The following is a 24,550-nucleotide window of genomic DNA, read 5'->3' as shown; positions in this document are numbered from 1 at the left end:
CGGCCCGCGCCGCGCCCGCGGCCGGCGCCGGCGCCGCGCTGGCGCCGCACCCGGCGGCGGGCCGCCCTCCCGCGTGCCGTTGTGCCGCGGAGCCCGCCCCCCGGGGGGGAAGGCGGCTAGACGTCGCCGTCCTCCGCGAGGACGCGCTGGGCCACCGCGAAGGCGGAGTTGGCGGCCGGAACCCCCACGTACACCCCGGTCTGCAGCAGCACCGCGCCGATCTCGTCCACGGAGAGCCCGTTGCGCCGCGCCGCCCGCACGTGCATGGCCAGCTCGTCCAGGTGGCCGTGCGCCACCAGCGCGGTCAGCGTCACCATGGACCGCTCGCGCCGCGTGAGGGTGGTGTCGGTCCAGATCTCGCCCCACGCGTAGCGCGAGATGAAGTCCTGGAACCGCGCGGTGAACGGCGTCTGCCGGGCCTGCGCCCGGTCCACGTGGGCGTCGCCCAGCACCTCCCGGCGCACCGCGACGCCCCGCCGCGCGAACCCGGTGAAGTGACCGCGCAGTGCCGCCAGCACGGCCTCCGGCCGCTCCGCCGGGGCCAGGTGCGAGGCGCCCGGGATCTCGGTCAGGGAAGCACCCGGCACCGCGTCCGCGATCTCCCGCAGATGCGCCGGCGGGGTGGCCGGGTCCTCACGTCCCGCGATCAGCAGCGTCGGCACCCGGACGGAGCCCAGCCGCTCCCGCACGTCGAAGGAGGCCAGCGCGTCGCAGCAGGCGGCGTACGAGGCGGGGTCGGCCTCGCGGTGGTCCTGGACCAGCCGGTCCACCGTGAAGCCGGGCGTGAACCAGCGGGCGCCGGCCGAACCGGCCAGTTCCGCCATCGCGGCGCGGCCGCCGGCCCGCACCGCCGCCGCCCGCTCCTCCCACGGCCCGGCACCGTTGAAGTGCGACGAGGAGCAGATCACGGCCAGCGAGGAGACGCGCTCCGGGTGGTGGATCGCCAGGTGCAGACCGACCGCGCCGCCCAGCGACACCCCCGCGTAGGCGAACCGCTCCACGCCCAGGCCGTCGGCGAGGTCCAGCACCAGCGCGGCCAGGTCGCCCACGGTGGCGCCGGGGCCGATCAGCCCGGCCGGCGAGGCCCCGTGCCCCGGCAGGTCCCAGCGGATCACCCGGTGGGCGGCCGCGAGTTCGGGCGCGACCGCGTCCCACAGGGCCAGGGACGTGCCCAAGGACGGCCCCAGCAGCAGCGGCTCGGCCGAAGCGGAGCCCTCCGCACGGTGGTTCGGCAGCTTGTTCGTCAACGTCGCTCCAAGGCGCGGTCGGTGAGCATGGCGGCGGAGCCCGTGTACTGGGCCGGGTCGGTCGTGGACGCCAGGTCGACGTCCCGCAGCTCCGGCTCGGCGCGCAGGACTTCGACCAGCGGCAGTCCGTCCTCGTAGGCCCGCCGCGCGGCTTCGGTGAGGAGTTCCTTGGCCCGGGTGCGGCCCAGCACGGGCGCCAGCGCGACCGAGAGGCGCTCCGAGACGATCAGGCCGTGGGTGACGTCCAGGTGGGCCCGCATCGCCGTGGCGTCCACCCGCAGCCCTTCGGCGAGGTCCGCGGCCTGCCGGGCGGCCGAGCCGGCCAGCCGCAGCAGGTCGCGCAGCGGCTCCCACTCGGCGTGCCAGGCGCCGGCCGGACGCTCGTCCTCCGCGACCAGGCAGCCGAACAGGGTGGCCGCCAGGTGGGGTGCGCGGCGGGCCGCGGCGGCGATCAGCGTGGACCGCACCGGGTTCGCCTTGTGCGGCATGGCGGAGGAGCCCCCGCCGCTCGGCTCGGCGAGCTCCGCGATCTCGGTGCGGGCCAGCGTCAGCACGTCGGCGGCGATCTTGCCCAGCGCCCCGGTGGTGAGCGCCAGCGCGCCTGCCAGGTCGGCGACCGGCGTGCGCAGGGTGTGCCAGGGCAGCGGCGGCTCCGCGAGTCCCAGCTCCCGGGCGTAGGCGGCGACCAGGGCCGGCGGGTCGTCCGCGCCGTAGGCGGCGAACGCCGCCAGGGTGCCGGCCGCGCCGCCCAGCTGGGCGGGCAGCGCGCCGCGGACGGCGCGCAGCCGGTCCCGCGCGTCCAGCACGAGCGAGCGCCAGCCGGCGGCCTTCAGGCCGAAGGTGGTGGGCACCGCGTGCTGGGAGAGGGTCCTCCCCGGCATCGGCGTGTCGCGGTGCGCGGCGGCCAGCCGGGCCAGCGCGCGCTCCGTGCGGTCCAGGTCCGCCAGGACCAGGTCCAGCGCGCGGCCGGCCACCAGCATGGTGGCGGTGTCCATGATGTCCTGGCTGGTGGCGCCCCGGTGGACGTACGGCCCGTACGTCCCGCCGACCGCCGCCGTGAGGTCGGCGACCAGCGGGATCACCGGGTTGCCGCCGCTCGCGGCCCGCCGGGCGAGCGAGAGGACGTCGAACCGGTCGGGGACGGCCGCCTCGGCCACCGCCTCGGCGGCCTCGGCGGGCGCCAGGCCCAAGGACGCCTGGGCGCGGGTCAGTGCGGCCTCGGCCTCCAGCAGCGCCGCCAGGAAGGCGGCGTCGCCGGTGGCCTCGGCCGCCGGGGAGCCGGCCTGCCCCGGGGAGAGCAGGCCGGCCTCGGGCGGTGCGGGAGGGGGCAGCGGTGTCACCGGTACTCCAGGAAGACCGTCTCGTTCTCGCCCTGCAGGTGGATGTCGAAACGGTACGTCGCGGGCGACTGCTCCTCGGCGATCAGCGTGGAGCGGCGGCCCTCCCCGACCCGGGAGAGCACGGGGTCGGCGGCCAGCGCGGCGTCGTCGCCGGGCAGGTAGATCCGGGTGAACAGGTGCACCAGCAGACCGCGGGCGAACACGCACACCGCGAGGTAGGGGGCGTTGGCGCCGCGCGCGCCGGGGCGCAGGGTGCGCGCCACCCAGTGGCCGTCGGCGTCCGTCTGGATCCGGCCCCAGCCGGTGAACTCCAGCCCGTTGCGGCCGACGAACCCGCCGGAGGCGGGGTCGCGGCGCATCGAACCGGTCGCCGTCGGCACCGAGCCGTCCGGCGCGGGGCCCCACAGCTCGACCAGGGCGTCCGGCAGCGGGTCGCCCTTGCCGTCGTAGACGTGACCGTGCACCGTGACGGTGTCCGGGTGGCCGACGGGGGCGATGTTCCCGCCGTCCGGGACGGGCAGCGCGTAGCCGTAGAACGGGCCGACGGTCTGGGAGGGCGTCGGGAGCACGGCCCTGCCGCCGGCGGGGTCGGTCATGGCGATGTCGGTCATGGCGGTCAGCGTCCTTCTTCCATCCACGTGGCGCTCGGGCCGTCGAGCACGATGTCCCAGCGGTAGCCGAGGGAGAACTCGGGCACCGAGAGGCTGTGGTCGTAGGCGGCGACCAGGCGGTCCCTGGCGGCCTGGTCGGTGACCGAGTGCAGGATGGGGTCGTACGGGAACAGCGGGTCGTTGGGGAAGTACATCTGGGTGACCAGACGCTGGGTGAACGACCGGCCGAACACCGAGAAGTGGATGTGCGCGGGCCGCCAGGCGTTGGTGTGGTTGCGCCACGGGTAGGGGCCCGGCTGGATCGTGGTGAACCGGTAGAAGCCGTGGTCGTCGGTGATGGTGCGGCCCGCGCCGGTGAAGTTCGGGTCCAGCGGGGCGTCGTGCTGCTCGCGCTGGTGGGCGTACCGGCCGGCCGAGTTGGCCTGCCATATCTCGACCAGCTGGCCGCGGACCGGACGGCCGTCGCGGTCGAGCAGACGGCCCTCGACGGTGATGCGCTCGCCGATCGGCTCCCCGTCGTGCTGGCGGGTCAGGTCGTTGTCGATCTCCGTGATGTCACGGTCGCCCCAGGCGGGGGAGGAGAGCTCCACCAGCTCCGGGTCCCTGGTGACGTCGATGCCGACCGGGGGCTGCTGGGGGTGACGCAGGACCGAGGAGCGGTACGGGGCGTAACCGCGGTCCGGGTGGTGCTCCACCGGAGCGCCGGCGGCGACGCGCTGCTCGTAGGCGTCGCGCTCGGCGGCGATCTCCTCGTCGATGTCGTGCTGGGTGAGGGCCATGGTGGCGGCGACTCTCCTTCGTTCGGGCGGGACACGGGCCGAAGAGGCCGGCACACCCCTTCGGACCGCACCCGCCGGCCACAACCCGGCCGGTCATTTAGTCAGGGCACTGACTATTCCGGCGGGTGAGGCACACGTTTTCACCGTTCCCGTCGAGAGGTCAAGATTCCGGCCGTGAGCAAGGTGATGCGCGGTGGTGCGCGGCGTCGCGCGCCGGGCGACAGGAGGCCGCGCAGCGACTATTGTTCCGTGTACCAACGAAAACGGCCCTCGGGAGGGCGCATGGCCGCGGTGGATCTGACCACCCATCCCGGGCACCTCGCCCGACGGCTGCAGCAGGCCCACACCCTGCTCTGGAACGCGATGGTGTCCGAGGAGATCACCTCGCCCCAGTACGCCGTCATGAACGCGGTGACGGCCGAGCCCGGCCTCGACCAGCGCACGGTGGGGGAGCGGGTCTCGCTCGACCGTTCCACGGTCGCCGAGGTGGTGGGCCGCCTCATCCGCCGTGAACTGCTGGACAAGGTGCGCGACCCCCAGGACGGACGCCGGTACCTGCTGCGCCTCACCGAGGAGGGCGCCCGCACCCACCGTCGGCTCACGGTCAGGGCGGCCCGGATGAACCAGGTGCTGCTGGCCCCGCTGAGCGTGCCGGAGCAGGACCTCTTCGTCGACCTCATCCGCCGGGTCTCCGAGGCCGCCGAGGAACTCCGCCGGCCGGTCTAGGGCGCCGGCCCGCACCGGATCGGCGGACGCGCCGACATGTTTCGAGCGCCGGAGCGGCTCCGGGTCCGCCCTCCCCTTCGCGCGCGGACGCGCCGCGGTGCGCCCGTGCGCGGCCCCGCGGCCGCGTTCCGGGGACCGGTGCCGGACCTCCGGTGCCCTTCCAACGGTCAATAGTGTCCGCGGTGTTGACGCCCGGGGCCCCGCTCCGTAGCTTGCCTCGCGGAAACTTTCGCGTACGTGGCGAAAGTTTCGAACCGGGCGTTCCCGCGTCCCTCCGGCACGTCGGCGCGGGGCGCGGAGCCGCGCATCGTGAGGGAGCCCCATGCCGTCGTCGAGGTCGTTTCGCGAAAGATGGAACCGGGTGGCCGCCCGGCTCGCACTCCGGGAGCGCGCCGGGGCCGTGCTCAGGACCGCCGCGGTGGCCTCGGTCGCCGTCGTGGTGACCGTCTCCGCCACCGCCGCGGGTGCCCTCGGCGACGACGCGGCCGGCGGCCGTGAACCCGGGACCGGTCCCGGCGGCGCCCACTGGGTGGACACCTGGGTGTCCATGCCGCAGCTCACCGAACCCCACAACATGCCGCCCGCGCCCTTCACGGACGGCGAGTCCGTCCTGGCCGACAGCACCCTGCGGCAGACCATCCGCACCACCGTCGCGGGCGAGAAGCTGCGGCTGCGCTTCTCCAACGCCTTCGGCGGGGCCGAACTCCCGCTCACCCGCGTGTCCGTGGCCCTCCCGGCCGGCGGCGCGGCGGGAGTCCCCGCCATCGAGCCCGGCTCCGCCCGGCAGGTCACCTTCGGCGGACGGACCTCGACCGTGGTGCCGACGGGAGCCCAGACGGTCTCCGACCCGGTGGACATGAAGGTGCCCGCCGGAACCAACCTGACGGTGACGGTGTACCTCGCCGAGGGCCAGGCCTCCTCGTCGGTGACCTCGCACCCCGGCTCACGCACCTCGTCGTACCTGGTCAAGGGGGACCACGCCACCGCCGCCGACCTGCCCGGCGCCACCCGCACCGACCACTGGTACTTCCTCAGCGGCGCGGAGACCTGGTCCGAGAACCCGCGGGCCGCCGGCCTGGTGGTGATCGGCGACTCCCTGAGCGACGGCCGGGGCTCCACCACCAACGGCAACGACCGCTGGCCGGACCAGCTCCACCGGCGCCTGCTCCGCTCGCCCGCCACCGCCCACGTGGCCGTCCTCAACGAGGCGGCGGGCGGCAACCGGGTGCTGCGCGACGGGCTCGGCCCCAACGTGCTCGCCCGCCTCGACCGCGACGTGCTGGTGCGCAGCGGGGCCCGCTGGGCGCTGGTCTTCGAGGGCGTCAACGACCTGGGCACCGCCGAGGCCACCGCGCCGGCCCAGAAGGCCGTCGCCGACGACCTGATCGCCGCCTACCGCCAGATCGTCGCCCGCGCCCACGCCGAGGGGATCGCCGTCCACGGTGCCACCCTCACGCCGTTCGGCGGCAACGAGATGTACGACGACCCGGACGGCCACCGCGAGGCTGCGCGCAAGCGGGTCAACGACTGGATCCGCCACAGCGGCGTGTTCGACGCGGTGGTCGACTTCGACCGCGCCGTCCGCGACCCGCGGGACCCCGCCGCGCTGCTCCCCGCCTACGACACCGGGGACCACCTGCACCTCAACCCGGCGGGCTACGGCGCGCTGGCCGATGCGGTCCCGGCGCGCCTGCTGCGCTGAGCGCGCCGAGCGGCGAGGCGTCCGCCGCGCGGGCCGTGGGCGGCGGACGGTCCGGTCCGCCGCCGGCCCCCGGCCGCGGGCGCCTCACCGCTCGGCCAGCACCACCCAGACCTGGCCGTCGGCCATGTTCACCGGCGTGCCGTCCCCGGTGGTGAAGCGGGTGCCGTCGGCCTCGGTGGCGCGCTGCCAGCGCACCGGCCAGACCTTGCCGTCCCGCAGCAGGTCCGCCGAACCGGACCCCACCGTCTCGCTGAACGGCGTGTTGTTGCCGCCGCGGTCCCGGAAGGCCGACTCCCGCACCGTCACGTACTGCACCACCACGGTGGGCGGGGCGAGCTGCCTGCCGCCGTCGGTGGTGGGGCGGCCGTCGGTCTCCACCAGCCACCCGCCCCGCCGTGCCGACCAGTCGAAGGTGAAGCGCGCGGAGGGGAAGCGCACGGTGCGCTCCTCCTCGGGCCGGCCGCCGGCCGGCGCCGGGCCCTCGCGGAAACCGGCCGCGGTCAGCGCCTCCCGCCCCGCCGGGGCGTCCACCAGGCGGCGCGGCCGCAGGTACAGGTTGTGCGGGGCCGGGCGGTCGTCGCCGCGGTACCAGGCCTCCGGCCGGTTGCCCGGGGACTCCGCGCGCAACGGCGCCGCCTCGATGAGCGGGCGCAGCCGGCTCTGCGAACCCGAGTACGCGAGCACCGGTTCGTCGAACTGCCGCAGCAGCCGCAGATCGGTCTCCCGGGCGCTGCGCACCGGGCCCACCGCCCCGGGGAGCCGGGTGGCGTAGAGAGCCATCAGCCTGCTGAGACCGGCCTCCACCCGCTCGGCGTAGACCACGTCGGCCTGGGCCAGCCCGGTCTGGGGACGGGCCGGGAGCACGTTGTCGATCTTGACGGCGAGCACGCCGGACGGCGGCCGGGCGGGCGTCCCCGTGCGGTCCTGGCCGCCGGGGCCGACGACGCACCCGCCGGCCAGGACAAGCGCGGCGACCGCCGCCCCGAGCACCGCTCCCGCTCTCGTCCGGCCGGCGGGTCGCGTCGAGCCGGCCGAGCCGTTCGGTCTGTCGCGCAGCCCCATGCCCACCGCCACCGATCTTCGGTTCACACACCTGCACCGGTCCTTCGTGCTGTACCCGTTTCGGCTTCCCGCCGCACCCCGGGCGGGCGGGAGATGTCGGTTCGGCCGGTTTCGTGTAGGCCGTCCGGGTACCCGTGGCACGGACGAGAGCATGCGGAAGCAGGGAGTCCGACACGATGAAGGCAGTGACCTGGCAGGGCAAGCGGGACGTCCGGGTGGAGACCGTTCCCGACCCGAGGATCGAGGAACCCACCGACGCGATCATCCGGATCACCTCCACCGGACTGTGCGGATCCGACCTCCACCTCTACGAGGTCCTCACCCCGTTCATGACCCCCGGCGACATCCTCGGCCACGAGCCCATGGGCATCGTCGAGGAGGTGGGACCGGGAGTGACCGGGCTGATGCCCGGGGACCGCGTGGTGGTGCCCTTCCAGATCTCCTGCGGCAGTTGCTGGATGTGCGGCCAGGGCCTCCACACCCAGTGCGAGACCACCCAGGTGACCGGAGAGGGGATGGGGGCCCAGCTCTTCGGCTACACCCGCCTCTACGGCGCCGTCCCCGGCGCCCAGGCCGAGTACCTGCGCGTGCCGCAGGCGCACTTCGGGCCGATCAAGGTGCCCGAGGGCCCCTCGGACGACCGGTTCCTCTACCTCTCCGACGTGCTGCCCACCGCCTGGCAGGCCGTCGAGTACGCGTCCGTCCCGCCGGGCGGGACCCTCGCCGTCCTCGGCCTCGGGCCGATCGGCGACATGGCCTGCCGGATCGCCCTCCAGAAGGGCGCGGAGCGGGTCATCGGCGTCGACCTGGTCGGCGACCGGCTGCGCCGGGCCCGCGACCGGGGCGTGGAGACCTTCGACCTGCGCGACTTCGACAGCGAGAAGGAACTGGTCGCCGCCGTCAGGGACGCCACCGGCGGACGCGGCCCGGACTCGGTGATCGACGCGGTCGGCACCGAGGCGCACGGCAGCGCCGTGGCCCGGCTCGCCCAGAACGCCACCGCCCTGCTCCCCCAGAAGATCAGCGGGCCCCTCGCCGAACGGTTCAGCATCGACCGGCTGGCCGCCCTGTACACGGCCATCGAGATGGTGCGGCGCGGCGGCACCATCTCCCTCTCCGGCGTCTACGGCGGCATGGCCGACCCGATGCCCATGCTCACCCTGTTCGACAAGCAGATCCAGCTGCGCATGGGCCAGGCCAACGTGCGGCGGTGGACCGACGAGATCCTGCCGCTGCTCACCGACGAGGACCCGCTGGGCGTCGACGACTTCGCCACCCACCACGTGTCGCTCGCCGAGACGCCCGAGGCGTACGACATGTTCCAGAAGAAGCGTGACGGCGCCGTCAAGGTCGTCATCAACCCCTGAGGCGGGCCTCCGGCGGAACGCCTCTCACGGAACGTCATCCCATGCCCAGGACCTCGCCGAGGTCGTAACGCACCGGCTCCTCCAGCTGCGCGAACGTGCAGCTCCGCGGGGTGCGGTCCGGCCGCCAGCGGCGGAAGCGCGCCGTGTGCCGGAACCGCGCCCCGTTCTCCATGTGGTCGTACGCCACCTCCGCCACCAGCTCCGGCCGCAGCGGCACCCACGACCGGTCCCTCTCCCCGGACCAGCGGCTCGGCGCCCCCGGCAGCCGCGTCGGCCCGTGCGCCGCCGCGTCCTCCCACGCCGCCCACGGGTGCCCCGCCACGTCGTCCAGCCGGAGCGGCTCCAGCTCCTCCACCAGCTCCGCCCGCCGCTCCATGGTGAACGCCGCGCACACTCCCACGTGCTGGAGCACCCCGTGGCCGTCGTGCAGTCCCAGCAGCAGCGAGCCCACCACCGGGCCGCTCCTGTGCAGCCGGTAACCGGCCACCACCACGTCCGCGGTCCGCTCGTGCTTGATCTTGAACATGGCCCGCTCGTCCGGCCGGTACGTCGATTCCGGCGGCTTGGCGACCACCCCGTCCAGCCCCGCCCCCTCGAACCGCCCGAACCACCGCCGCGCCACCTCGACGTCCCCGGTCGCCGGCGCCAGGTGGACCGGCGGCTCCACGCCCTCGAGCGCCTCCTCCAGCAGCGCCCGGCGCTCCGTCAGCGGCCGCCCGGTCAACGCGTCGTCACCGAGCGCCAGGAGGTCGAAGGCGACGAACGACGCCGGGGTGCGCTCCGCCAGGGCGCGCACCCGGGACTCCGCCGGATGGATGCGCTCGGCCAGGGCGTCGAAGTCCAGCCGCCACTCCCGGGCGACCACGATCTCGCCGTCCACCACGCACCGGTCCGGCAGCCGCTCCCTCAGCGCCGCCGCCAGCTCGGGGAAGTAGCGCGTCAGCGGCTTGGCGGTGCGGCTGCCGAGCTCCAGCTCCGCGCCGTCGCGGAACACGATCGCGCGGAAACCGTCCCACTTGGCCTCGTAGTGCATCCCCTCGGGGATCTTCGCCACCGACCTGGCGAGCATCGGCTTCACGGGCGGCATCACCGGCAGGTCCATGGGCCGATTCTGTGCGTGCGGGCCGCCCGGGGCACGCCTACCGTGGCACACATGGGTGACGACGCCGTGGAACTGGACGCCGCGGGACGGAAGGTGCGCCTGTCCCACCCGGACAAGGTGATCTTCCCCGAGAGAGGCTGGACCAAGCGCGACCTGGCCGAGTACTACCTCGCCGTGGGCCCGGGCGTCCTGCGCGCGCTGCGGGAGCGGCCCACCGCCCTCCAGCGCTACCCGGACGGCGTCGAGGGGGAGTGGTTCTTCCAGAAACGCATGCCCAGGAACCACCCCGACTGGATCCCCACGGCGCGCGTCACCTTCCCCAGCGGGCGCCGCGCCGACGAGATGTGTCCGACGGAGATCGCCGCCGTGGTCTGGGCGGTGCAGTTCAACACGGTGACCTTCCACCCGTGGCCGGTGCGCCGGGCCGACGCCGACCGGCCCGACGAACTGCGCCTGGACCTCGACCCGCAGCCGGGCACCGGCTACGAGGACGCCGTCGCCGCCGCCCGCGAACTGCGCGCCGTGCTGGAGGAGCACGGTGTCCGCGGCTGGCCCAAGACCTCGGGCGGCCGCGGCATCCACGTCTTCGTGCCGATCGCACCGCGGTGGACCTTCACCGAGGTGCGGCGCGCGGCGATCGCGGCGGGCCGGGAGCTGGAGCGGCGGATGCCGGAGCGGGTCACCACCAGGTGGTGGAAGGAGGAGAGGGGCGAGAAGATCTTCGTCGACTACAACCAGACGGCGCGCGACCGGACCATCGCCTCCGCCTACTCCGTCCGGCCCAGGCCGCACGCCCCGGTCTCCGCGCCGCTGCGCTGGGAGGAGGTGGGGGAGGCGCGGCCGGAGGACTTCGACATCCGGACCATGGCGGCGCGGTACGCCGACGTGGGCGACGTGCACGCGGACATGGAGGAGCACGCGTTCTCGCTGGAACCGCTGCTGGAGCTGGCCCGGCGGGACGAGGCGGAACACGGGCTGGGGGACCTGCCGTACCCGCCGGATCATCCGAAGATGCCGGGGGAGCCGAAGCGGGTGCGGCCGAGCCGGGCCAGGAAGTCCTGACCCCGCCTCCGCGCCGCGGACGGGCCGTGCGGGCTCACCCCCGGACGGGATCCGGGCGGAGCACGGCGAAACGGGCGCCGCGGGGGTCCGCGAGGCGGGCCGTCCGGCCGACACCCGCGACATCGGTGGGCTCCAGCCGCACCGCGCCGCCCCGCTCACGGGCCCGGCCGGCGACGGCGTCGACGTCCGCCACGGCGAAGTAGGGCAGCCAGTACGACCCGCCCCCCGCCTCCACGGGGTCGCCCACCGGGCCGACCACACCGCCGAACGTGCCCTCCTCCCCGGCGCCCGCCGGATTGACGCAGGTGTAGCGGCCGCCGGGGAAGGCGACCGAGGACGTCTCCCAGCCCAGCACGGAGTGGTAGAAGCCCGCCGCCCCCGCCACGTCCGTGGTGTGCAGCTCCACCCAGCACAGGGCGCCGTCCTCACCCGCGACGTCCAGCCCGGCCGGCGTCCCCGGCTGCCGGACGCCGAACGGCGCGCGCATCGGATCGGCGAGGACCGCCGTGCGGCCCTTCCCCGTCACCTCGCCGGGCTCCACCACCACCCTTCCCCGCGTCTTCCGGACCGCCCGCGCGGTGGCGTCCACGTCGTCGGAACGGAAGTACACCGTCCACGACGGGGGAGCGGCGCCGGCGGGGAGCTCCGTGCCGCCGGCCACCGTCCGTCCGCCGGAGGTGAAGAACCCGGAGCCCCCGGCGTCCGGGCCGGCGGAGCGGAACCGCCAGCCGAAGAGGCCGCCGTAGAAGGCCGTCGCCCCGTCGAGATCGGGCGTGCCCAGGTCGATCCAGTTCGGGGAGCCGGGAACGAATGCGGTGGTCAGCACGGTTGCCTCACGGTCGTCGGGGGTGCGGCGGTGCCCGCGGACGAACCGCGGGCACCGCCGAGTGTGCACCGCCCGCCTCCCCCGGCCGTGGAGTCAGGGCCGTTCGAGGTCCTCCCGGGTGATCTCCGTCAGCTCCCCGTCGGCCATCAGCCACCGGGTGACGCCGATCGAGTCCAGGAACGGCAGGTCGTGACTGGCCACCAGCAGAGCGCCCCGGTACCCCTCGAGCGCCCTGGTCAGCTGACGCACGCTCGCCATGTCCAGGTTGTTGGTCGGCTCGTCCAGCATCAGCAGCTGCGGCGCCGGCTCGGCCAGCATCAGCGCGGCCAGCGCCGCCCGGAACCGCTCGCCGCCGGAGAGCGTCCCGGCCGGCTGGTCGGCCCGGGCCCCGCGGAAGAGGAACCTGGCCAGCCTGGCCCGCACCTGGTTGACGGTGGCGCCGGGCGCGAACCGGGCCACGTTCTGGGCGACCGACAGCTCGTCGTCGAGGATGTCCAGCCGCTGCGGCAGGAAGCGCGCCGGAACGTGCGTGACCGCCTCGCCGGACACCGGGGCCAGCTCCCCGGCCAGCGTCCGCAGCAGCGTCGTCTTGCCGGAGCCGTTGCGGCCCACCAGGGCGATCCGCTCCGGGCCCCGCACCTCGAACACCCCCTTCAGGACCGCCCCGTGCGGCGGCCTGAGCCCGTCGAGCGTCAGCACGGTCCGGCCGGGCGGAACGGCGGTGGCCGGCAGGTCGACGCGGATCTCGTCGTCCTCGCGCAGCGCCAGCTCCGCCTCGTCCAGCCGCTCCCGGGCGTCGGCGAGGCGCTCCTGGTGCATCGCCCGGTGCTTGCCGGCCGACTGCTCGGCGGCGTTCTTCCGCAACCCCATTACGATCTTGGGTTCGCGCTTCTGCTCGTTCATCTTCTGGCCGTACTTCCTGCGCTTGGCCAACTTGGTCCGCGCCTCCACGAGTTCGCGCTTCTGGCGGCGCACGTCCGCCTCGGCGGCGCGCACCGTGCGCTGGGCGGCCTCCTGTTCGGCGGCCAGCGCCTCCTCGTAGGCGGTGAGGTTGCCGCCGTACCAGGTGACCTCCCCCGAGCGCAGGTCGGCGATGCGGTCGGCGAGTTCCAGCAGTTCACGGTCGTGACTGACCATGATCACGATCCGGGAGCCGCCGCTCCAGCCGGCCACGGTGTCGTAGAGCCGGCGGCGGGCGTGGACGTCCAGGTTGTTGGTGGGCTCGTCCAGCAGCAGGACGTCGGGGCGGCGCAGCAGCAGAGCGGTCAGCCGCAGCAGCACCGACTCGCCGCCGGACAGCTCGCCGACCGTGCGGTCCAGGTCCAGGTGGTCCAGACCCAGTTCGCCGAGGGTGGCCAGGGCGCGCTCCTCGACGTCCCAGTCGTCGCCGACCGTCTCGAAGTGCTCCTCGGCGACGTCGCCGGACTCGATGGCGTGCAACGCGGCGCGCTTCTCCGCGATGCCCAGCGCCCGGTCGACGCGGAGCGCGGTGTCGAGGGTGACGTTCTGCGGGAGGTGACCGAGTTCACCGGTCACCCGGACGAATCCGCCGGTCGGGGCGAGTTCCCCGGCGATCAGCTTGAGCAGGGTCGACTTGCCGGCGCCGTTGACGCCGACGAGCCCGGTGCGGCCGGGGGTGAAGGAGACGTCCAGGTCCTCCAGCACGGGGGTGCCGTCCGGCCAGGAGAACGACAGGGACGCGGCGGTGACCGAAGGGGTGGCGGTGGTTGACACGAAGCCTCGCGATGGTGGGGTGCGGTCGGGTGATCGCGTATCGAGACACCGTGCCGAGGCCGTGGAAGAGGCCCTGCGGCGGTGGACGGCTCATGACGTCCGAGGTCGCACGCGCGACGCGACAGCCCCGGTGTGACGGGGTGCGGCGCGGTGTCCCATGACCTCAGACGAGCAACGTCCTTCTCCGATCGACGGCAACAGAACCACCGCCAGAGTACCCACCGCCTCCCGGCGGTGCGAGGTGTTTTCCCGCGCCTCCGCCCGCCCGCCCCGGGCAGGCGGACGTTGCCTCCTCAGATCACGTCCCGCATCAGCCGCGCCAGGTCGTGGTCGAGGTCCAGGTGCAGGTGCTCGCCGCCGAACGGCACCAGTGCGGCGGAGGCCGCCAGGAACCGGCGCACCTCCTCGGTCGGCACGTGCACCACGGCGGCGCCCTCGGGGGAGTGGAACTCCAGCGCCGTGCGCCCCTCCGCGTACGGCAGCACCCGCACGTCCCCCACGCCGTGCGGCCCCCGCAGTCCCTCGGCCAGCAGGTCCCGCGAGAACGTCCAGCACACCTCCACCCCTTCCAGGGTGGCCGGGCCCGGGAAGGTCATCCGCACCGCGAACGGGTCACCGGTGTCGTAGTGCATCGTCGACGGGATCACCGTCATCCGCGGAGCCGCGGCGACGAGACGGGCCTGAACCGGGTGCTCGATGACGGTGGACAAACGTCTGCTCCCCTAAGAGTCGGCTGACCGGACGCCGGGCTGCTCGGACCCGCGCACTGGAACAGAGGCCGGACGGCGGGGATCCGTACACCCTGGCAGCGTGACCTGCGTCACCGGAGGCAATCGCTTCGGCACCATTCCCCCACGGCATCTCCAGGACTCGTCCCCCGCATCCCGCGTCCCGCGCGCGGGCGGCGGTCCGGCGGCGGATCCGAGGGACCCGCCTACGGCCGGCCGTACCGGGAGGCCGGCCGTACCAGGAGGCCATCTGCACCAGGAGGCCAGGAGGAAGAACGTCCACGGCCGCTCGGGCATGAACGAGGAGCAGCTCCGGAAGGCGCCGGGCAGGTGATCCCGGCGGGGACGTAGTCTCTTCGCCCGTGACCGACACCCAGGCCGTGACGGCGGCCGCGCGCGTTCCCGAGGGCTGGCCCACCACCGAGGCGGCCGCCCTGGCCGTCCAGGACGAGCTGCGGGCCCTCCTGGTGCTCGACCAGGAGGGCCCGCCGCCGGGAGAGGGCCGGGTCACCGGCGTCGACGTCGCCTACGACGACGCGCGCGGGGTGGTCGCCGCCGCGGCCGTCACCCTGGACGCGGCGACCCTCGCGGTGACCGGCCGGGCCGTCGCCGTCGGTCCGGTGGCCTTCCCCTACGTCCCCGGACTCCTCGCCTTCCGCGAGGTTCCCGCCGTGCTGGCCGCGCTGGAGGCGCTGCCCGGTCCGCCCGGCCTGGTGGTCTGCGACGGCTACGGCCTCGCCCATCCCCGCCGTTTCGGCCTCGCCTGTCACGTGGGCGTGCTCACCGGCCTGCCCACCGTCGGCGTCGCCAAGAACCCGTTCGTCCTCGCCGCGGACCCGCCCGGCCCTCGGCGCGGCGACCACGCGCCGCTGCGCCTGGGCGAGGAGGAGGTCGGCAGGGCGCTGCGCACCCGCGCCGGCGTCAAACCCGTCTTCGTCTCGGCCGGCCACCTGGTCTCGCTGGACAACGCCTGCGCCCACACCCTGGCGCTGACCCCGCGGTACCGGCTGCCCGAGACCACCCGTCACGCCGACGCGCTGTGCCGCCGGGCGCTGAAGGAGGCCCTGGCCGGCCGGCCCGCGACCACCACCGACTGAGCGCTTGCTTTCCTGACTCTTGTGCGCACCCCCACGCCTTCGTAGCATCACCGGTGTTACATCAGTTGTGTCACATGCGGGCGCGCGCAGGGTGTGCCGCGGACAGTGGGGGCTGGCGATGACGGTGGCGAACCCGCCGCGGAACCCGGGGGACGGCCCCGGGACGGACGGCCCGCGCGGGCCGCTGGACGGTGTGCGCGTGCTGGAACTCGCGGGCATCGGCCCCGGCCCGTTCGCCGCCATGCTCCTGGGCGACCTAGGCGCCGACGTGGTGCGGGTGGACCGGCCGGGCGGGATCCCCCTCGCCCCCGACCCGCGCCACGACGTCACCCACCGCAACAAGCGCTCGGTCGTGCTCGACCTCAAGACGCCCGGCGGCGTGGAGCGCGTCCTCGACCTCGCCGAGCGCGCCGACATCCTGATCGAGGGCTACCGCCCCGGCGTCACCGAACGCCTCGGCGTCGGCCCCGCGGACTGCCACGCGCGCAACCCCCGCCTGGTCTACGGCCGGATGACCGGCTGGGGCCAGGACGGGCCGCTCGCCGACCGGGCCGGCCACGACATCGCCTACCTCGCGCCCACCGGCGTCCTCGGCATGATCGGCGAGGCCGGCCGCCCCCCGGTCGCTCCGGCCAACCTGCTCGGTGACTTCGCCGGGGGCTCCCTCTACCTGGTCACCGGCGTCCTCGCCGCCCTCCACCACGCCCGCGCCACCGGCACGGGGCAGGTGGTGGACGCCGCGATCGTCGACGGCGCCGCCCACCTGTCGGCGCTGGTCCACGGCATGCTCGCGGCCGGCCAGTGGCAGGACCGGCGCGGCGGCAACCTGCTCGACGGCGGCTGCCCCTACTACGGCGTCCACACCTGCGCCGACGGCGGCCACATGGCGGTCGGCGCCCTGGAGCCGCGGTTCTACGCCCAGTTCCTCGACCTGCTGGGACTGCCGGAGTTCAAGGACGCCCACCTCGACCTCGCCCGTTGGCCCGCCCTGCGCGAGGCCGTCGCCGCCCGCTTCCTGACCCGCACCCGCGACGAGTGGACGGCCGTCTTCGAGGGCTCCGACGCCTGCGTGGCTCCCGTCCTCTCGCTGCGCGAAGCCCCTGACCACCCGCATCTCGCGGCCCGTGCCACCTTCGTCGAGCACTCCGGCATCGTCCAGCCGGCGCCCGCCCCGCGGTTCTCCGCCACCCCCACCGGTGTGCGGACCGGCCCGGCGCTCGCCGGCTCGGGCAGCGCGGAGGTGGCACGCGACTGGGACCTGCCCGCCCTGCTGGACACCACCGCGCCGGACGACCGCACCGTCCAGGACGACCGCACCACCGGCGCGACCGCCGCCGACGACTCAGCACCCCTGCGAAAGGCTGACCAGTGAGCACCGAAGCGTACGTGTACGACGCGATCCGCACCCCGCGAGGACGCGGCAAGGCCGACGGGGCCCTGCACGGCACCAAGCCCATCGACCTCGTCGTCGGCCTGATCCACGAGATCCGCGACCGCTTCCCGGACCTCGACCCGGCGGCGATCGACGACATCGTCCTCGGCGTGGTCAGCCCGATCGGCGACCAGGGCTCCGACATCGCCCGCACCGCCGCCATCGCCGCGGGCCTGCCGGACACGGTGGCCGGCGTGCAGGAGAACCGCTTCTGCGCCTCCGGGCTGGAGGCCGTCAACATGGCCGCCATGAAGGTCCGTTCGGGCTGGGAGGACCTGGTCCTGGCCGGCGGCGTCGAGTCGATGTCCCGGGTGCCGCTCGGCTCCGACGGCGGAGCCTGGGCGATGGACCCGATGACCAGCCTGGAGACCGACTTCGTCCCGCAGGGCGTCAGCGCCGACCTGATCGCCACCCTCGAGGGCTTCTCCCGCCGCGAGTGCGACGAGTACGCGGCGCTCTCCCAGGAGCGGGCCGCCACCGCCTGGAAGGAGGGGCGGTTCCGGCGTTCCGTCGTCCCGGTCAAGGACCGCAACGGCTTCACCGTGCTCGACCACGACGAGCACATGCGCCCCGGCAGCACCGCCGACTCGCTCGCCAAGCTCAAGCCCTCCTTCGCCGCCGTCGGCGAGATGGGCGGCTTCGACGCCGTCGCCCTGCAGAAGTACCACTGGGTGGAGAGGATCGACCACGTCCACCACGCGGGCAACTCCTCCGGCATCGTCGACGGCGCCGCCCTGGTCGCCATCGGCTCCCGGGAGGCCGGCGAGCGCCACGGCCTCGCCCCGCGGGCCCGCATCGTCTCCGCCGCCGTCTCCGGCTCCGAGCCCACCATCATGCTCACCGGGCCCGCCCCCGCCTCCCGCAAGGCGCTGGCCAAGGCCGGACTGACCGTGGACGACATCGACCTGGTCGAGATCAACGAGGCGTTCGCCGCCGTCGTGCTGCGCTACGTCAAGGACATGGGCCTCTCCCTGGACAAGGTCAACGTCAACGGCGGCGCCATCGCCATGGGGCACCCGCTCGGCGCCACCGGCGCGATGATCCTCGGCACCCTGATCGACGAACTGGAGCGCCAGGACAAGCGCTACGGGCTGGCCACCCTGTGCGTCGGCGGCGGCATGGGCATCGCCACCGTCGTCGAACGCCTCTGAACCGTCCCGGCGGAACCACGCGACCACACGAACTCAACGGAGAGACCCCGTCATGACCGACAGCACCGCCATCCGCTGGGAGAAGGACGAGACCGGCGTCGTCACGCTGGTCCTGGACGCCCCGGGCCAGTCCGCCAACACGATGAACCAGGCGTTCCGCGAGGCCCTGCGCGCCGTCGCCGACCGTCTCGAGGCCGAGAGGGACTCGATCCGCGGCGTCGTCGTCACCTCCGCCAAGAAGACCTTCTTCGCCGGCGGCGACCTGCGCGAACTCATCAAGGTCACCCCCGAGACCGCGCACGACCTGTTCGAGGGCGGACTGGCGATGAAGCGCGACCTGCGCCGCATCGAGACCCTCGGCAAGCCGGTCGTCGCCGCGATCAACGGGGCCGCGCTGGGCGGCGGTTACGAGATCGCCCTGACCTGTCACCACCGCGTCGCGCTGGACGCGCCCGGCTCGAAGATCGGCCTGCCCGAGGTGACCCTGGGCCTGCTGCCCGGCGGTGGCGGCGTGGTCCGCACCGTCCGCAAGCTGGGCATCGCCGACGCCCTGCTCAAGGTGCTGCTGCAGGGCACGCAGTACAGCCCACGCCGGGCGCTGGAGAACGGCCTGGTCGACGAGGTGGTGGACACCCCCGAGGAGATGACCGCCCGGGCCCGCGCCTTCATCGACGCCCATCCCGAGTCCGCCCAGCCCTGGGACGCCCCGGGGTACCGCATCCCCGGGGGCACGCCCTCGAACCCGAAGTTCGCCGCCAACCTGCCCGCCTTCGCCGCCAACCTGCGCAAGCAGACCAACGGCGCCCCCTACCCGGCCCCGCGCGCCATCCTGGCCGCCGCGGTCGAGGGCTCCCAGGTCGACTTCGAGACCGCCCAGGTCATCGAGTCCCGCTACTTCGCCGGACTGGCCGCCGGGCAGACCGCCAAGAACATGACCCAGGCGTTCTTCTTCGACCTCCAGGCCGTCAACTCCGGCGCCAACCGCCCCCGGGGCGTCGAGCCTCGTGAGGTCACCAGGGTCGCCGTGCTCGGCGCGGGCATGATGGGCGCCGGCATCGCCCACTCCTGCGCCAGGGCCGGCATCGAGGTCGTCCTCAAGGACGTCACCGCCGAGGCCGCCGCCAAGGGCAAGGCCCACTCCGAGAAGCTGTGCGCCAAGGCCGTCGCCCGCGGCCGCACCACGCGGGAGGAGGCCGACGCCCTGCTCGCCCTGATCACCCCGACCGCCGACGTCCGGGACCTGGCCGGCTGCGACGCGGTGATCGAGGCCGTCTTCGAGGACACCGCCCTCAAGCACAAGGTCTTCCAGGAGGTCCAGGACGTCGTCGCCCCCGACGCCCTGCTGTGCTCCAACACCTCCACCCTCCCCATCACCGCGCTCGCCGAGGGCGTGCAGCGCCAGGCCGACTTCATCGGCCTGCACTTCTTCTCCCCGGTCGACAGGATGCCGCTGGTGGAGATCATCAAGGGCGCCAGGACCGGCGACGAGGCCCTGGCCCGCGCCTTCGACCTGGTGCGCCGGATCCGCAAGACACCCATCGTGGTCAACGACTCCCGCGGCTTCTTCACCTCCCGCGTCATCGGCCACTTCATCAACGAGGGCGTCGCCATGGTCGGCGAGGGCATCGACCCCGCCTCCGTCGAACAGGCCGCCGCCCAGGCCGGCTACCCCGCCAAGGTCCTCAGCCTGATGGACGAACTCACCCTCACCCTGCCGCGCAGGATCCGCGAGGAGACCAAGGAGGCGGTCGAGGCGGCCGGCGGCACCTGGGTCCCCCACCCGGCCGAGGCCGTCGTGGACCGGATGGTCGACGAGTTCGGCCGCACCGGCCGCAGCGGCGGCGCGGGCTTCTACGACTACGCCGAGGGCAGGCGGACCGGACTGTGGCCGGGCCTGCGCGAGCACTTCACCCGGCCGGGGCACCGCATCCCGTTCGAGGACATGCAGGAACGCATGCTCTTCTCGGAGGCCCTGGACACCGTCAGGCTGATCGAGGAGGGCGTGCTCACCTCGGTGGCCGACGCGAACATCGGCTCCATCATGGGCATCGGCTTCCCGGCATGGACCGGCGGCGTGCTGCAGTACGTCAACGGCTACCGCGGCGGGCTGCCCGGCTTCGTGGCCCGCGCCCGCGAGCTGGCCGGGAAGTACGGCGACCGCTTCCTGCCGCCCGCGCTGCTGGTGGAGAAGGCGGAGAAGGGCGAGGTCTTCAGCGACGCCCGCTGAGACGCGCGCCGGCGTTCCCGGCGGCCGGTCCCGCTCTCAGGGCCGGCCGCCGAGCCAGCTGAGCAGTTCCTGGCGCAGCGACCGCTGGAACGCGGTGAGCAGCGCCTGCACCACCAGCGGCTGCATGTGGGCCGACAGCGACCGCACCGCGTCCGCGTCCCGCTCCGCGGAAGCCTCCCGCAGCAGCCCGGACAGCGCCTGCGCGGCGGCCCGGGAGTGCTCCGTCAGCACCGCACGGGCCTCCAGCAGGGTCTCCTGGGCGAACGGCATGTCCAGCAGCTCCACGCACAGGCGCAGCAGCCCGGTGTCCACCCGGTAGACGTCCTCGCCCTCGCGCTCCACCACGCCCAGCTGGGCCATCCGCTCCAGGTCCGCCGCCTCCAGCGCGCGCCCGGCCAGCCGCTCCAGCTCCGCCCGGTCCACCGTCCCGGTGCTCTCCGGCGCCCACGAGGCCACCACCGCCCGCTGCAGCGCCAGGTCGTGGGCGGTCACGTCGGCGGGCAGCCCGCGCAGGTGGCGTTCGATCCCGGCCAGCGTCATGCCCTGCCGCTGCAGCTCCTCGATCAGCGCCAGGCGCGCCAGGTGCTCCGGCCCGTAACGGCCGACCCGGCGCGGCCCTATCTCGGGCGGCGGCAGCAGCCCCCGCGTGCTGTAGAAGCGGACGGTCCGGACCGTCACGCCCGCGCGCGCCGCCAGCTCGTCGACCGTGAGCGTCGGCCCCTCCGTGTCGGTCCCCATGCGCAACAGTATTGCTGTCTCACCGGCACTGCGAAAGACGCGGTGTGAGCCCCGCCACTGCGCATCGGCATGCGGAATGAGACATTCACTCCCGGTCCGCGTCCCCCGTCGGCCGCCACAAGCGCAGGTGGGGCGGGCCGTGCACCATCCGGACCCCGCGCGAACAGCGCATCGGGGCGCAACAGAGTGGAACACGCGTGAGCAAGGACGTCGCGACCACGACGGTCACGAAGCCCGTCGAAGATGCGGTGAACACCGGCCTGCGGGCCGAACCGCCCGCGGACGCGGGTGACGCCGGGTACAGCAAGGACCTCAAGGCCCGGCACATCAACATGATCGCCATCGGAGGGGCGATCGGCACCGGTCTGTTCCTCGGCGCCGGCGGCCGCCTCAACAGCGCCGGCCCCGCCCTCGCCCTGGCCTACCTGGTCTGCGGCGTCTTCGCCTTCTTCGTGGTCCGCGCGCTCGGCGAACTGGTCGTCTACCGCCCGTCCTCGGGCTCCTTCGTGTCCTACGCCCGCGAGTTCCTCGGGGAGAAGGGCGCCTACGTCGCCGGCTGGATGTACTTCGTCAACTGGTCCACGACCGGTATCGCGGACATCACCGCGGTGGCGCTCTACACCCACTACTGGAGCATGTTCTCCGACATCCCCCAGTGGGTGCTCGCACTGGCCGCGCTCGCCGTGGTGCTGATGGTGAACCTGATCTCGGTGAAGTACTTCGGCGAGATGGAGTTCTGGTTCGCCATCGTCAAGGTCGCCACCCTGGTGGTCTTCATGCTGGTGGGCGTCTTCCTGCTGGTCACGCAGTCCGACGTGGGCGGCACCACCCCGGGCCTGTCGGTGATCACCGACAACGGCGGCTTCCTGCCGCACGGCGTCCTCCCCGTCGTCCTGGTGATGCAGGGCGTGGTCTTCGCCTACGCCTCCCTCGAACTGGTCGGCACCGCGGCCGGCGAGACCGCCGAGCCCAAGAAGGTCGTCCCCCGCGCGGTGAACTCGATCATGTGGCGCGTCGGCCTCTTCTACGTCGGCTCGGTGGTGCTGCTCGCCCTGCTGCTGCCGGGCTCGGTCTACTCCGGCGACGAGAGCCCCTTCGTCACCGTGCTCTCCCGGATCGGCGTCCCCGCCGCGGGCGACGTGATGAACCTGGTGGTCCTCACCGCCGCGATGTCCTCGCTGAACTCCGGCCTGTACTCCACCGGCCGCATCCTGCGCTCCATGGCGGCCGCCGGCTCCGCGCCGCGGTTCACCGGCGTGATGAACCGCAACCAGGTGCCCTACGGCGGCATCCTGCTCACCGGCGCGGTCTGCGTGCTGGGCGTCGGCCTCAACTACCTGATGCCCGGCCAGGCCTTCGAGATCGTGCTCAACGTCGCCTCGCTCGGCATCATCAGCACCTGGGTGATCATCATGGTCTGCCACCTGGTGTTCGTCCGCCGGGCCAGGGCCGGACTGCTGCGCCGGCCGGACTTCCGGCTGTGGGGCAGCCCGGTGACCGAGATCGTGACGATCGCCTTCCTGCTCTCGGTCCTGGTGCTGATGTGGGGCGACCCCGAGGTGGGCCGCAGGACGCTGCTGCTCGTCCCGGTGATCGCGGCCGCCCTGGTGGCGGGCTGGTTCGCCGTCCGGCGCCGGGTCACCCGGGCGGCGGACGCGGGGATCTCCGTCCCGAAGGGGAGCTGACCGGCCCCGTGTGCGGCCGGAGGAGGGCCGCCGGCCGCACACGAAGGGCGACGGCAGGGTTACACGGGTGAGAAACGCGGAATACGTGGTAGCTGCGTAGCGGAAGATCAAGAACCGCTCGGCGAAAGGTGCCGCAGTGCCGCATGACAGCCCTCCACCCCCGCAGCATCATCCCAAGGGCTCCCTGCCCGGCGCGGAGACCGGCCTGGCCGCTCCCCGCCACCAGGGCACCGACCGGGTGGTCTTCGGAGTGACGGCGGTGCTGACCCTCTCCTTCGTGCTGTGGGGAGCCCTCGGCACCGACTCCCTGGAGAGCGTCTCCGGCACGCTGCTCGGGGAGCTGATCCACACCTGCGGCTGGGCGTTCGTCCTGGCGGCCTCCTGCTTCGTGATCTTCGCCCTCTGGCTGGCGATCAGCCGCTACGGCCGGATCCACCTCGGCTCGGAGCACGAGAAGCCGGAGTTCCGCACGGTCTCCTGGATCGCGATGATGTTCTCCGCGGGCATGGGCATCGGCCTGATGTTCTGGGGCGTGAGCGAACCGCTGGCCCACTTCGTCGACGCGCCGCCCGGCACCCGGCCAGCCAGCGACGGGGAGCGGATGTCGACCGCCATGGCGACCACCCTCTTCCACTGGACCCTGCACCCGTGGGCCATCTACGCGGTGGTCGGCCTCGGCATCGCCTACAGCACCTTCCGCAAGAAGCGCCGCCAGACCATCAGCTCGGTCTTCACCCCGCTGATCGGCCGCCGGCACGCCGAGGGGGCGGTCGGACGGGTCATCGACATCCTGGCCATCGTGGCCACCGTCTTCGGTTCGGCGGCCTCCCTCGGCCTTGGCACCCTGCAGATCGGCTCCGGCATGCACGAGGTCGGCTGGCTGGACGAGGCCGGCACCGGCCTGCTCGTCGCCATCATCGCCGTGCTGACCCTGGCCTTCGTGGCCTCCGCGGTCTCCGGCGTCGAACGGGGCATCCAGTGGCTCTCCAACACCAACATGGTGCTGGCGCTGCTGCTGGCGCTGTTCGTCTTCGTGGCCGGACCCACCATCGTGATCCTGGACCTGCTGCCCTCCTCGCTCTTCGCCTACCTGGGCGACCTGTCGCAGCTCGCCGGGCGCACGGAGATCAGCGGCGGGCCCACGGTCGACGAGTGGCTGTCGAACTGGACGGTCTTCTACTGGGCCTGGTGGATCTCCTGGACGCCCTTCGTGGGCATGTTCATCGCCCGGATCAGCCGCGGCCGCACGATCCGCCAGTTCATCGGCGGGGTCATCCTGGTCCCCAGCACGGTCAGCCTCCTCTGGTTCGCCGTCTTCGGCGGCAGCGCCATGCAGCTGCAGGCGGGGAACATGCTCGACGAGGCCTCCACCGTCGAGGGGCGGCTCTTCGCGGTCCTGCGGGAGTACCCGATCTCCACGGTCACCTCGCTGCTGGTGATGATCCTGGTCGCGATCTTCTTCGTCTCCGGCGCGGACGCCGCCTCCATCGTGATGGGCACGCTCTCCCAGCGGGGGGCGCTGGAGCCGCAGAAGACGGTCGTGGTCTTCTGGGGCGTGGTCACCGGCGCGGTGGCCGCGATCATGCTGATGGTCGGCAGCGGCGAGGGGGACGCGCTGACGGGCCTGCAGAACCTGACCATCCTGGCGGCGGCGCCGTTCGTGCTGGTGATGATCGGCATCTGTTTCGCCCTGATGCGGGACCTGCGGCGGGACCCGCTGATGCTGCGGGAGGAGGCGGCGAACGAGGCGCTGGAGGACGCGGTGGTGACGGGGTACCGGAAGTTCGACGGCGACTTCGAGCTCCAGGTCCGCCCCTCCCAGGACAGCGGCCCGGGATCCGGCTCCACGGTCGCGGACGACTCCCCGCTGTGAGGCCGGCCGCCCGCGGGCGGCCGGGCCCGCGGACGCGGCGTGCGGCGCGGAGGCGGGCGCC

20 protein-coding genes are annotated in these 24,550 nt (G+C 73.8%); 10 read left to right on the top strand and 10 right to left on the bottom strand.

Features of this window, described 5'->3' with window-relative positions; translation table 11 throughout:
* Positions 1–116: 116 nt before the first annotated feature.
* Genes pcaDC through pcaH form a run of 4 tightly spaced genes read right to left on the bottom strand, consistent with a single transcriptional unit; the run spans position 117 to position 3,977 of the window.
* The gene (gene pcaDC / locus A2U95_RS01750; RefSeq protein WP_166020479.1) at positions 117–1,247 is read right to left on the bottom strand and encodes a bifunctional 3-oxoadipate enol-lactonase/4-carboxymuconolactone decarboxylase PcaDC; all 1,131 of its coding nucleotides are present in this window, start codon (positions 1,245–1,247) and stop codon (positions 117–119) included.
* The gene (gene pcaB / locus A2U95_RS01745; protein WP_240957158.1) at positions 1,244–2,587 is read right to left on the bottom strand and encodes a 3-carboxy-cis,cis-muconate cycloisomerase; all 1,344 of its coding nucleotides are present in this window, start codon (positions 2,585–2,587) and stop codon (positions 1,244–1,246) included. The genes pcaDC and pcaB overlap by 4 nt, the downstream gene beginning before the upstream one ends.
* Positions 2,584–3,198, bottom strand: coding sequence for a protocatechuate 3,4-dioxygenase subunit alpha (gene pcaG, locus A2U95_RS01740; protein WP_420856944.1), 615 nt, complete (start codon positions 3,196–3,198; stop codon positions 2,584–2,586). Before pcaG ends, pcaB begins: the two co-directional genes overlap by 4 nt.
* A 5-nt stretch (positions 3,199–3,203) precedes the next feature.
* Positions 3,204–3,977, bottom strand: coding sequence for a protocatechuate 3,4-dioxygenase subunit beta (gene pcaH / locus A2U95_RS01735; protein WP_166020478.1), 774 nt, complete (start codon positions 3,975–3,977; stop codon positions 3,204–3,206).
* 282 nt (positions 3,978–4,259) lie between these two features.
* Here pcaH and A2U95_RS01730 point away from each other — a divergent pair, with 282 nt between their 5' ends.
* Complete coding sequence (locus A2U95_RS01730; protein ID WP_166020477.1) at positions 4,260–4,703, top strand: MarR family winged helix-turn-helix transcriptional regulator; 444 nt, start codon at positions 4,260–4,262, stop codon at positions 4,701–4,703.
* A gap of 322 nt (positions 4,704–5,025) precedes the next feature.
* Positions 5,026–6,405, top strand: coding sequence for an SGNH/GDSL hydrolase family protein (locus A2U95_RS01725; RefSeq protein WP_166020476.1), 1,380 nt, complete (start codon positions 5,026–5,028; stop codon positions 6,403–6,405).
* 84 nt (positions 6,406–6,489) lie between these two features.
* Here the strand turns inward: A2U95_RS01725 and A2U95_RS01720 are convergent, their stop codons facing one another.
* Entirely contained in the window at positions 6,490–7,467 is a 978-nt protein-coding gene (locus A2U95_RS01720) for a DUF3048 domain-containing protein (RefSeq protein ID WP_166024674.1), read from the bottom strand.
* A 176-nt stretch (positions 7,468–7,643) separates the two neighbouring features.
* Here A2U95_RS01720 and A2U95_RS01715 point away from each other — a divergent pair, with 176 nt between their 5' ends.
* Positions 7,644–8,834, top strand: coding sequence for a zinc-dependent alcohol dehydrogenase (locus A2U95_RS01715; RefSeq protein WP_166020475.1), 1,191 nt, complete (start codon positions 7,644–7,646; stop codon positions 8,832–8,834).
* 34 nt (positions 8,835–8,868) lie between these two features.
* Here A2U95_RS01715 and A2U95_RS01710 read toward each other — a convergent pair whose 3' ends face one another.
* Complete coding sequence (locus A2U95_RS01710) at positions 8,869–9,936, bottom strand: ATP-dependent DNA ligase (protein WP_166020474.1); 1,068 nt, start codon at positions 9,934–9,936, stop codon at positions 8,869–8,871.
* A 51-nt stretch (positions 9,937–9,987) separates the two neighbouring features.
* Here A2U95_RS01710 and ligD point away from each other — a divergent pair, with 51 nt between their 5' ends.
* Positions 9,988–10,998 carry a non-homologous end-joining DNA ligase gene (ligD, locus tag A2U95_RS01705; protein WP_166020473.1) on the top strand — a complete coding sequence of 337 codons (1,011 nt, stop codon included), beginning with the start codon at positions 9,988–9,990 and terminating at the stop codon, positions 10,996–10,998.
* Between the two features lie 34 nt (positions 10,999–11,032).
* Here the strand turns inward: ligD and A2U95_RS01700 are convergent, their stop codons facing one another.
* The 3 genes from A2U95_RS01700 to ssgD all read right to left on the bottom strand — a co-directional run bounded on the left by A2U95_RS01700 (position 11,033) and on the right by ssgD (position 14,268).
* Entirely contained in the window at positions 11,033–11,824 is a 792-nt protein-coding gene (locus A2U95_RS01700; protein ID WP_166020472.1) for a VOC family protein, read from the bottom strand.
* Positions 11,825–11,917: 93 nt separating this feature from the next.
* Positions 11,918–13,558: an ABC-F family ATP-binding cassette domain-containing protein gene (locus A2U95_RS01695; protein ID WP_166020471.1), complete on the bottom strand. Its 1,641-nt coding sequence runs from the start codon at positions 13,556–13,558 to the stop codon at positions 11,918–11,920.
* Between the two features lie 293 nt (positions 13,559–13,851).
* Positions 13,852–14,268 (bottom strand): spore wall synthesis regulator SsgD, encoded by a 417-nt coding sequence (gene ssgD, locus A2U95_RS01690; RefSeq protein ID WP_166020470.1) that lies wholly within the window; start codon positions 14,266–14,268, stop codon positions 13,852–13,854.
* A 380-nt stretch (positions 14,269–14,648) separates the two neighbouring features.
* Between ssgD and A2U95_RS01685 the strand changes: the two genes are divergently transcribed.
* From A2U95_RS01685 to A2U95_RS01670, 4 genes are all read left to right on the top strand, one after another.
* On the top strand, positions 14,649–15,383 hold the full coding sequence (locus A2U95_RS01685) for an endonuclease V (RefSeq protein WP_240957155.1): 735 nt from the start codon (positions 14,649–14,651) through the stop codon (positions 15,381–15,383).
* 118 nt (positions 15,384–15,501) lie between these two features.
* A complete protein-coding gene (locus A2U95_RS01680) occupies positions 15,502–16,755 on the top strand; it encodes a CaiB/BaiF CoA transferase family protein (RefSeq protein ID WP_166020469.1) in 1,254 nt (417 codons plus the stop codon).
* Complete coding sequence (locus tag A2U95_RS01675) at positions 16,752–17,966, top strand: acetyl-CoA C-acetyltransferase (RefSeq protein ID WP_166020468.1); 1,215 nt, start codon at positions 16,752–16,754, stop codon at positions 17,964–17,966. The genes A2U95_RS01680 and A2U95_RS01675 overlap by 4 nt, the downstream gene beginning before the upstream one ends.
* A 52-nt stretch (positions 17,967–18,018) precedes the next feature.
* Positions 18,019–20,193 carry a 3-hydroxyacyl-CoA dehydrogenase NAD-binding domain-containing protein gene (locus A2U95_RS01670; RefSeq protein ID WP_166020467.1) on the top strand — a complete coding sequence of 725 codons (2,175 nt, stop codon included), beginning with the start codon at positions 18,019–18,021 and terminating at the stop codon, positions 20,191–20,193.
* Between the two features lie 36 nt (positions 20,194–20,229).
* Here A2U95_RS01670 and A2U95_RS01665 read toward each other — a convergent pair whose 3' ends face one another.
* The gene (locus tag A2U95_RS01665; protein WP_166020466.1) at positions 20,230–20,931 is read right to left on the bottom strand and encodes a MerR family transcriptional regulator; all 702 of its coding nucleotides are present in this window, start codon (positions 20,929–20,931) and stop codon (positions 20,230–20,232) included.
* A gap of 197 nt (positions 20,932–21,128) precedes the next feature.
* Between A2U95_RS01665 and A2U95_RS01660 the strand changes: the two genes are divergently transcribed.
* Positions 21,129–22,616 carry an amino acid permease gene (locus A2U95_RS01660; RefSeq protein ID WP_420856943.1) on the top strand — a complete coding sequence of 496 codons (1,488 nt, stop codon included), beginning with the start codon at positions 21,129–21,131 and terminating at the stop codon, positions 22,614–22,616.
* Between the two features lie 136 nt (positions 22,617–22,752).
* Positions 22,753–24,489 carry a BCCT family transporter gene (locus A2U95_RS01655; RefSeq protein WP_166020465.1) on the top strand — a complete coding sequence of 579 codons (1,737 nt, stop codon included), beginning with the start codon at positions 22,753–22,755 and terminating at the stop codon, positions 24,487–24,489.
* Positions 24,490–24,550: the final 61 nt, after the last annotated feature.

The sequence above is a fragment of the Streptomyces chilikensis genome, from assembly GCF_001642695.1.
Lineage (GTDB): Bacteria > Actinomycetota > Actinomycetes > Streptomycetales > Streptomycetaceae > Streptomyces > Streptomyces chilikensis.
The sequence above is the reverse complement of the archived record's forward strand: the minus strand, read 5'-3'. Positions and strand labels throughout refer to the sequence as shown.

Excerpts from the sequence above, each read along its gene's own strand:
- pcaG (WP_420856944.1), bottom strand. The coding sequence starts at position 3,198 with ATGACCGACATCGCCATGACCGACCCCGCCGGCGGCAGGGCCGTGCTC.
- A2U95_RS01680 (WP_166020469.1), top strand. The coding sequence starts at position 15,502 with ATGACGGTGGCGAACCCGCCGCGGAACCCGGGGGACGGCCCCGGGACG.
- pcaH (WP_166020478.1), bottom strand. The coding sequence starts at position 3,977 with ATGGCCCTCACCCAGCACGACATCGACGAGGAGATCGCCGCCGAGCGC.
- A2U95_RS01725 (WP_166020476.1), top strand. The coding sequence starts at position 5,026 with ATGCCGTCGTCGAGGTCGTTTCGCGAAAGATGGAACCGGGTGGCCGCC.
- A2U95_RS01715 (WP_166020475.1), top strand. The coding sequence starts at position 7,644 with ATGAAGGCAGTGACCTGGCAGGGCAAGCGGGACGTCCGGGTGGAGACC.
- A2U95_RS01670 (WP_166020467.1), top strand. The coding sequence starts at position 18,019 with ATGACCGACAGCACCGCCATCCGCTGGGAGAAGGACGAGACCGGCGTC.
- A2U95_RS01720 (WP_166024674.1), bottom strand. The coding sequence starts at position 7,467 with ATGGGGCTGCGCGACAGACCGAACGGCTCGGCCGGCTCGACGCGACCC.
- A2U95_RS01665 (WP_166020466.1), bottom strand. The coding sequence starts at position 20,931 with ATGGGGACCGACACGGAGGGGCCGACGCTCACGGTCGACGAGCTGGCG.
- A2U95_RS01730 (WP_166020477.1), top strand. The coding sequence starts at position 4,260 with ATGGCCGCGGTGGATCTGACCACCCATCCCGGGCACCTCGCCCGACGG.
- A2U95_RS01710 (WP_166020474.1), bottom strand. The coding sequence starts at position 9,936 with ATGGACCTGCCGGTGATGCCGCCCGTGAAGCCGATGCTCGCCAGGTCG.
- ligD (WP_166020473.1), top strand. The coding sequence starts at position 9,988 with ATGGGTGACGACGCCGTGGAACTGGACGCCGCGGGACGGAAGGTGCGC.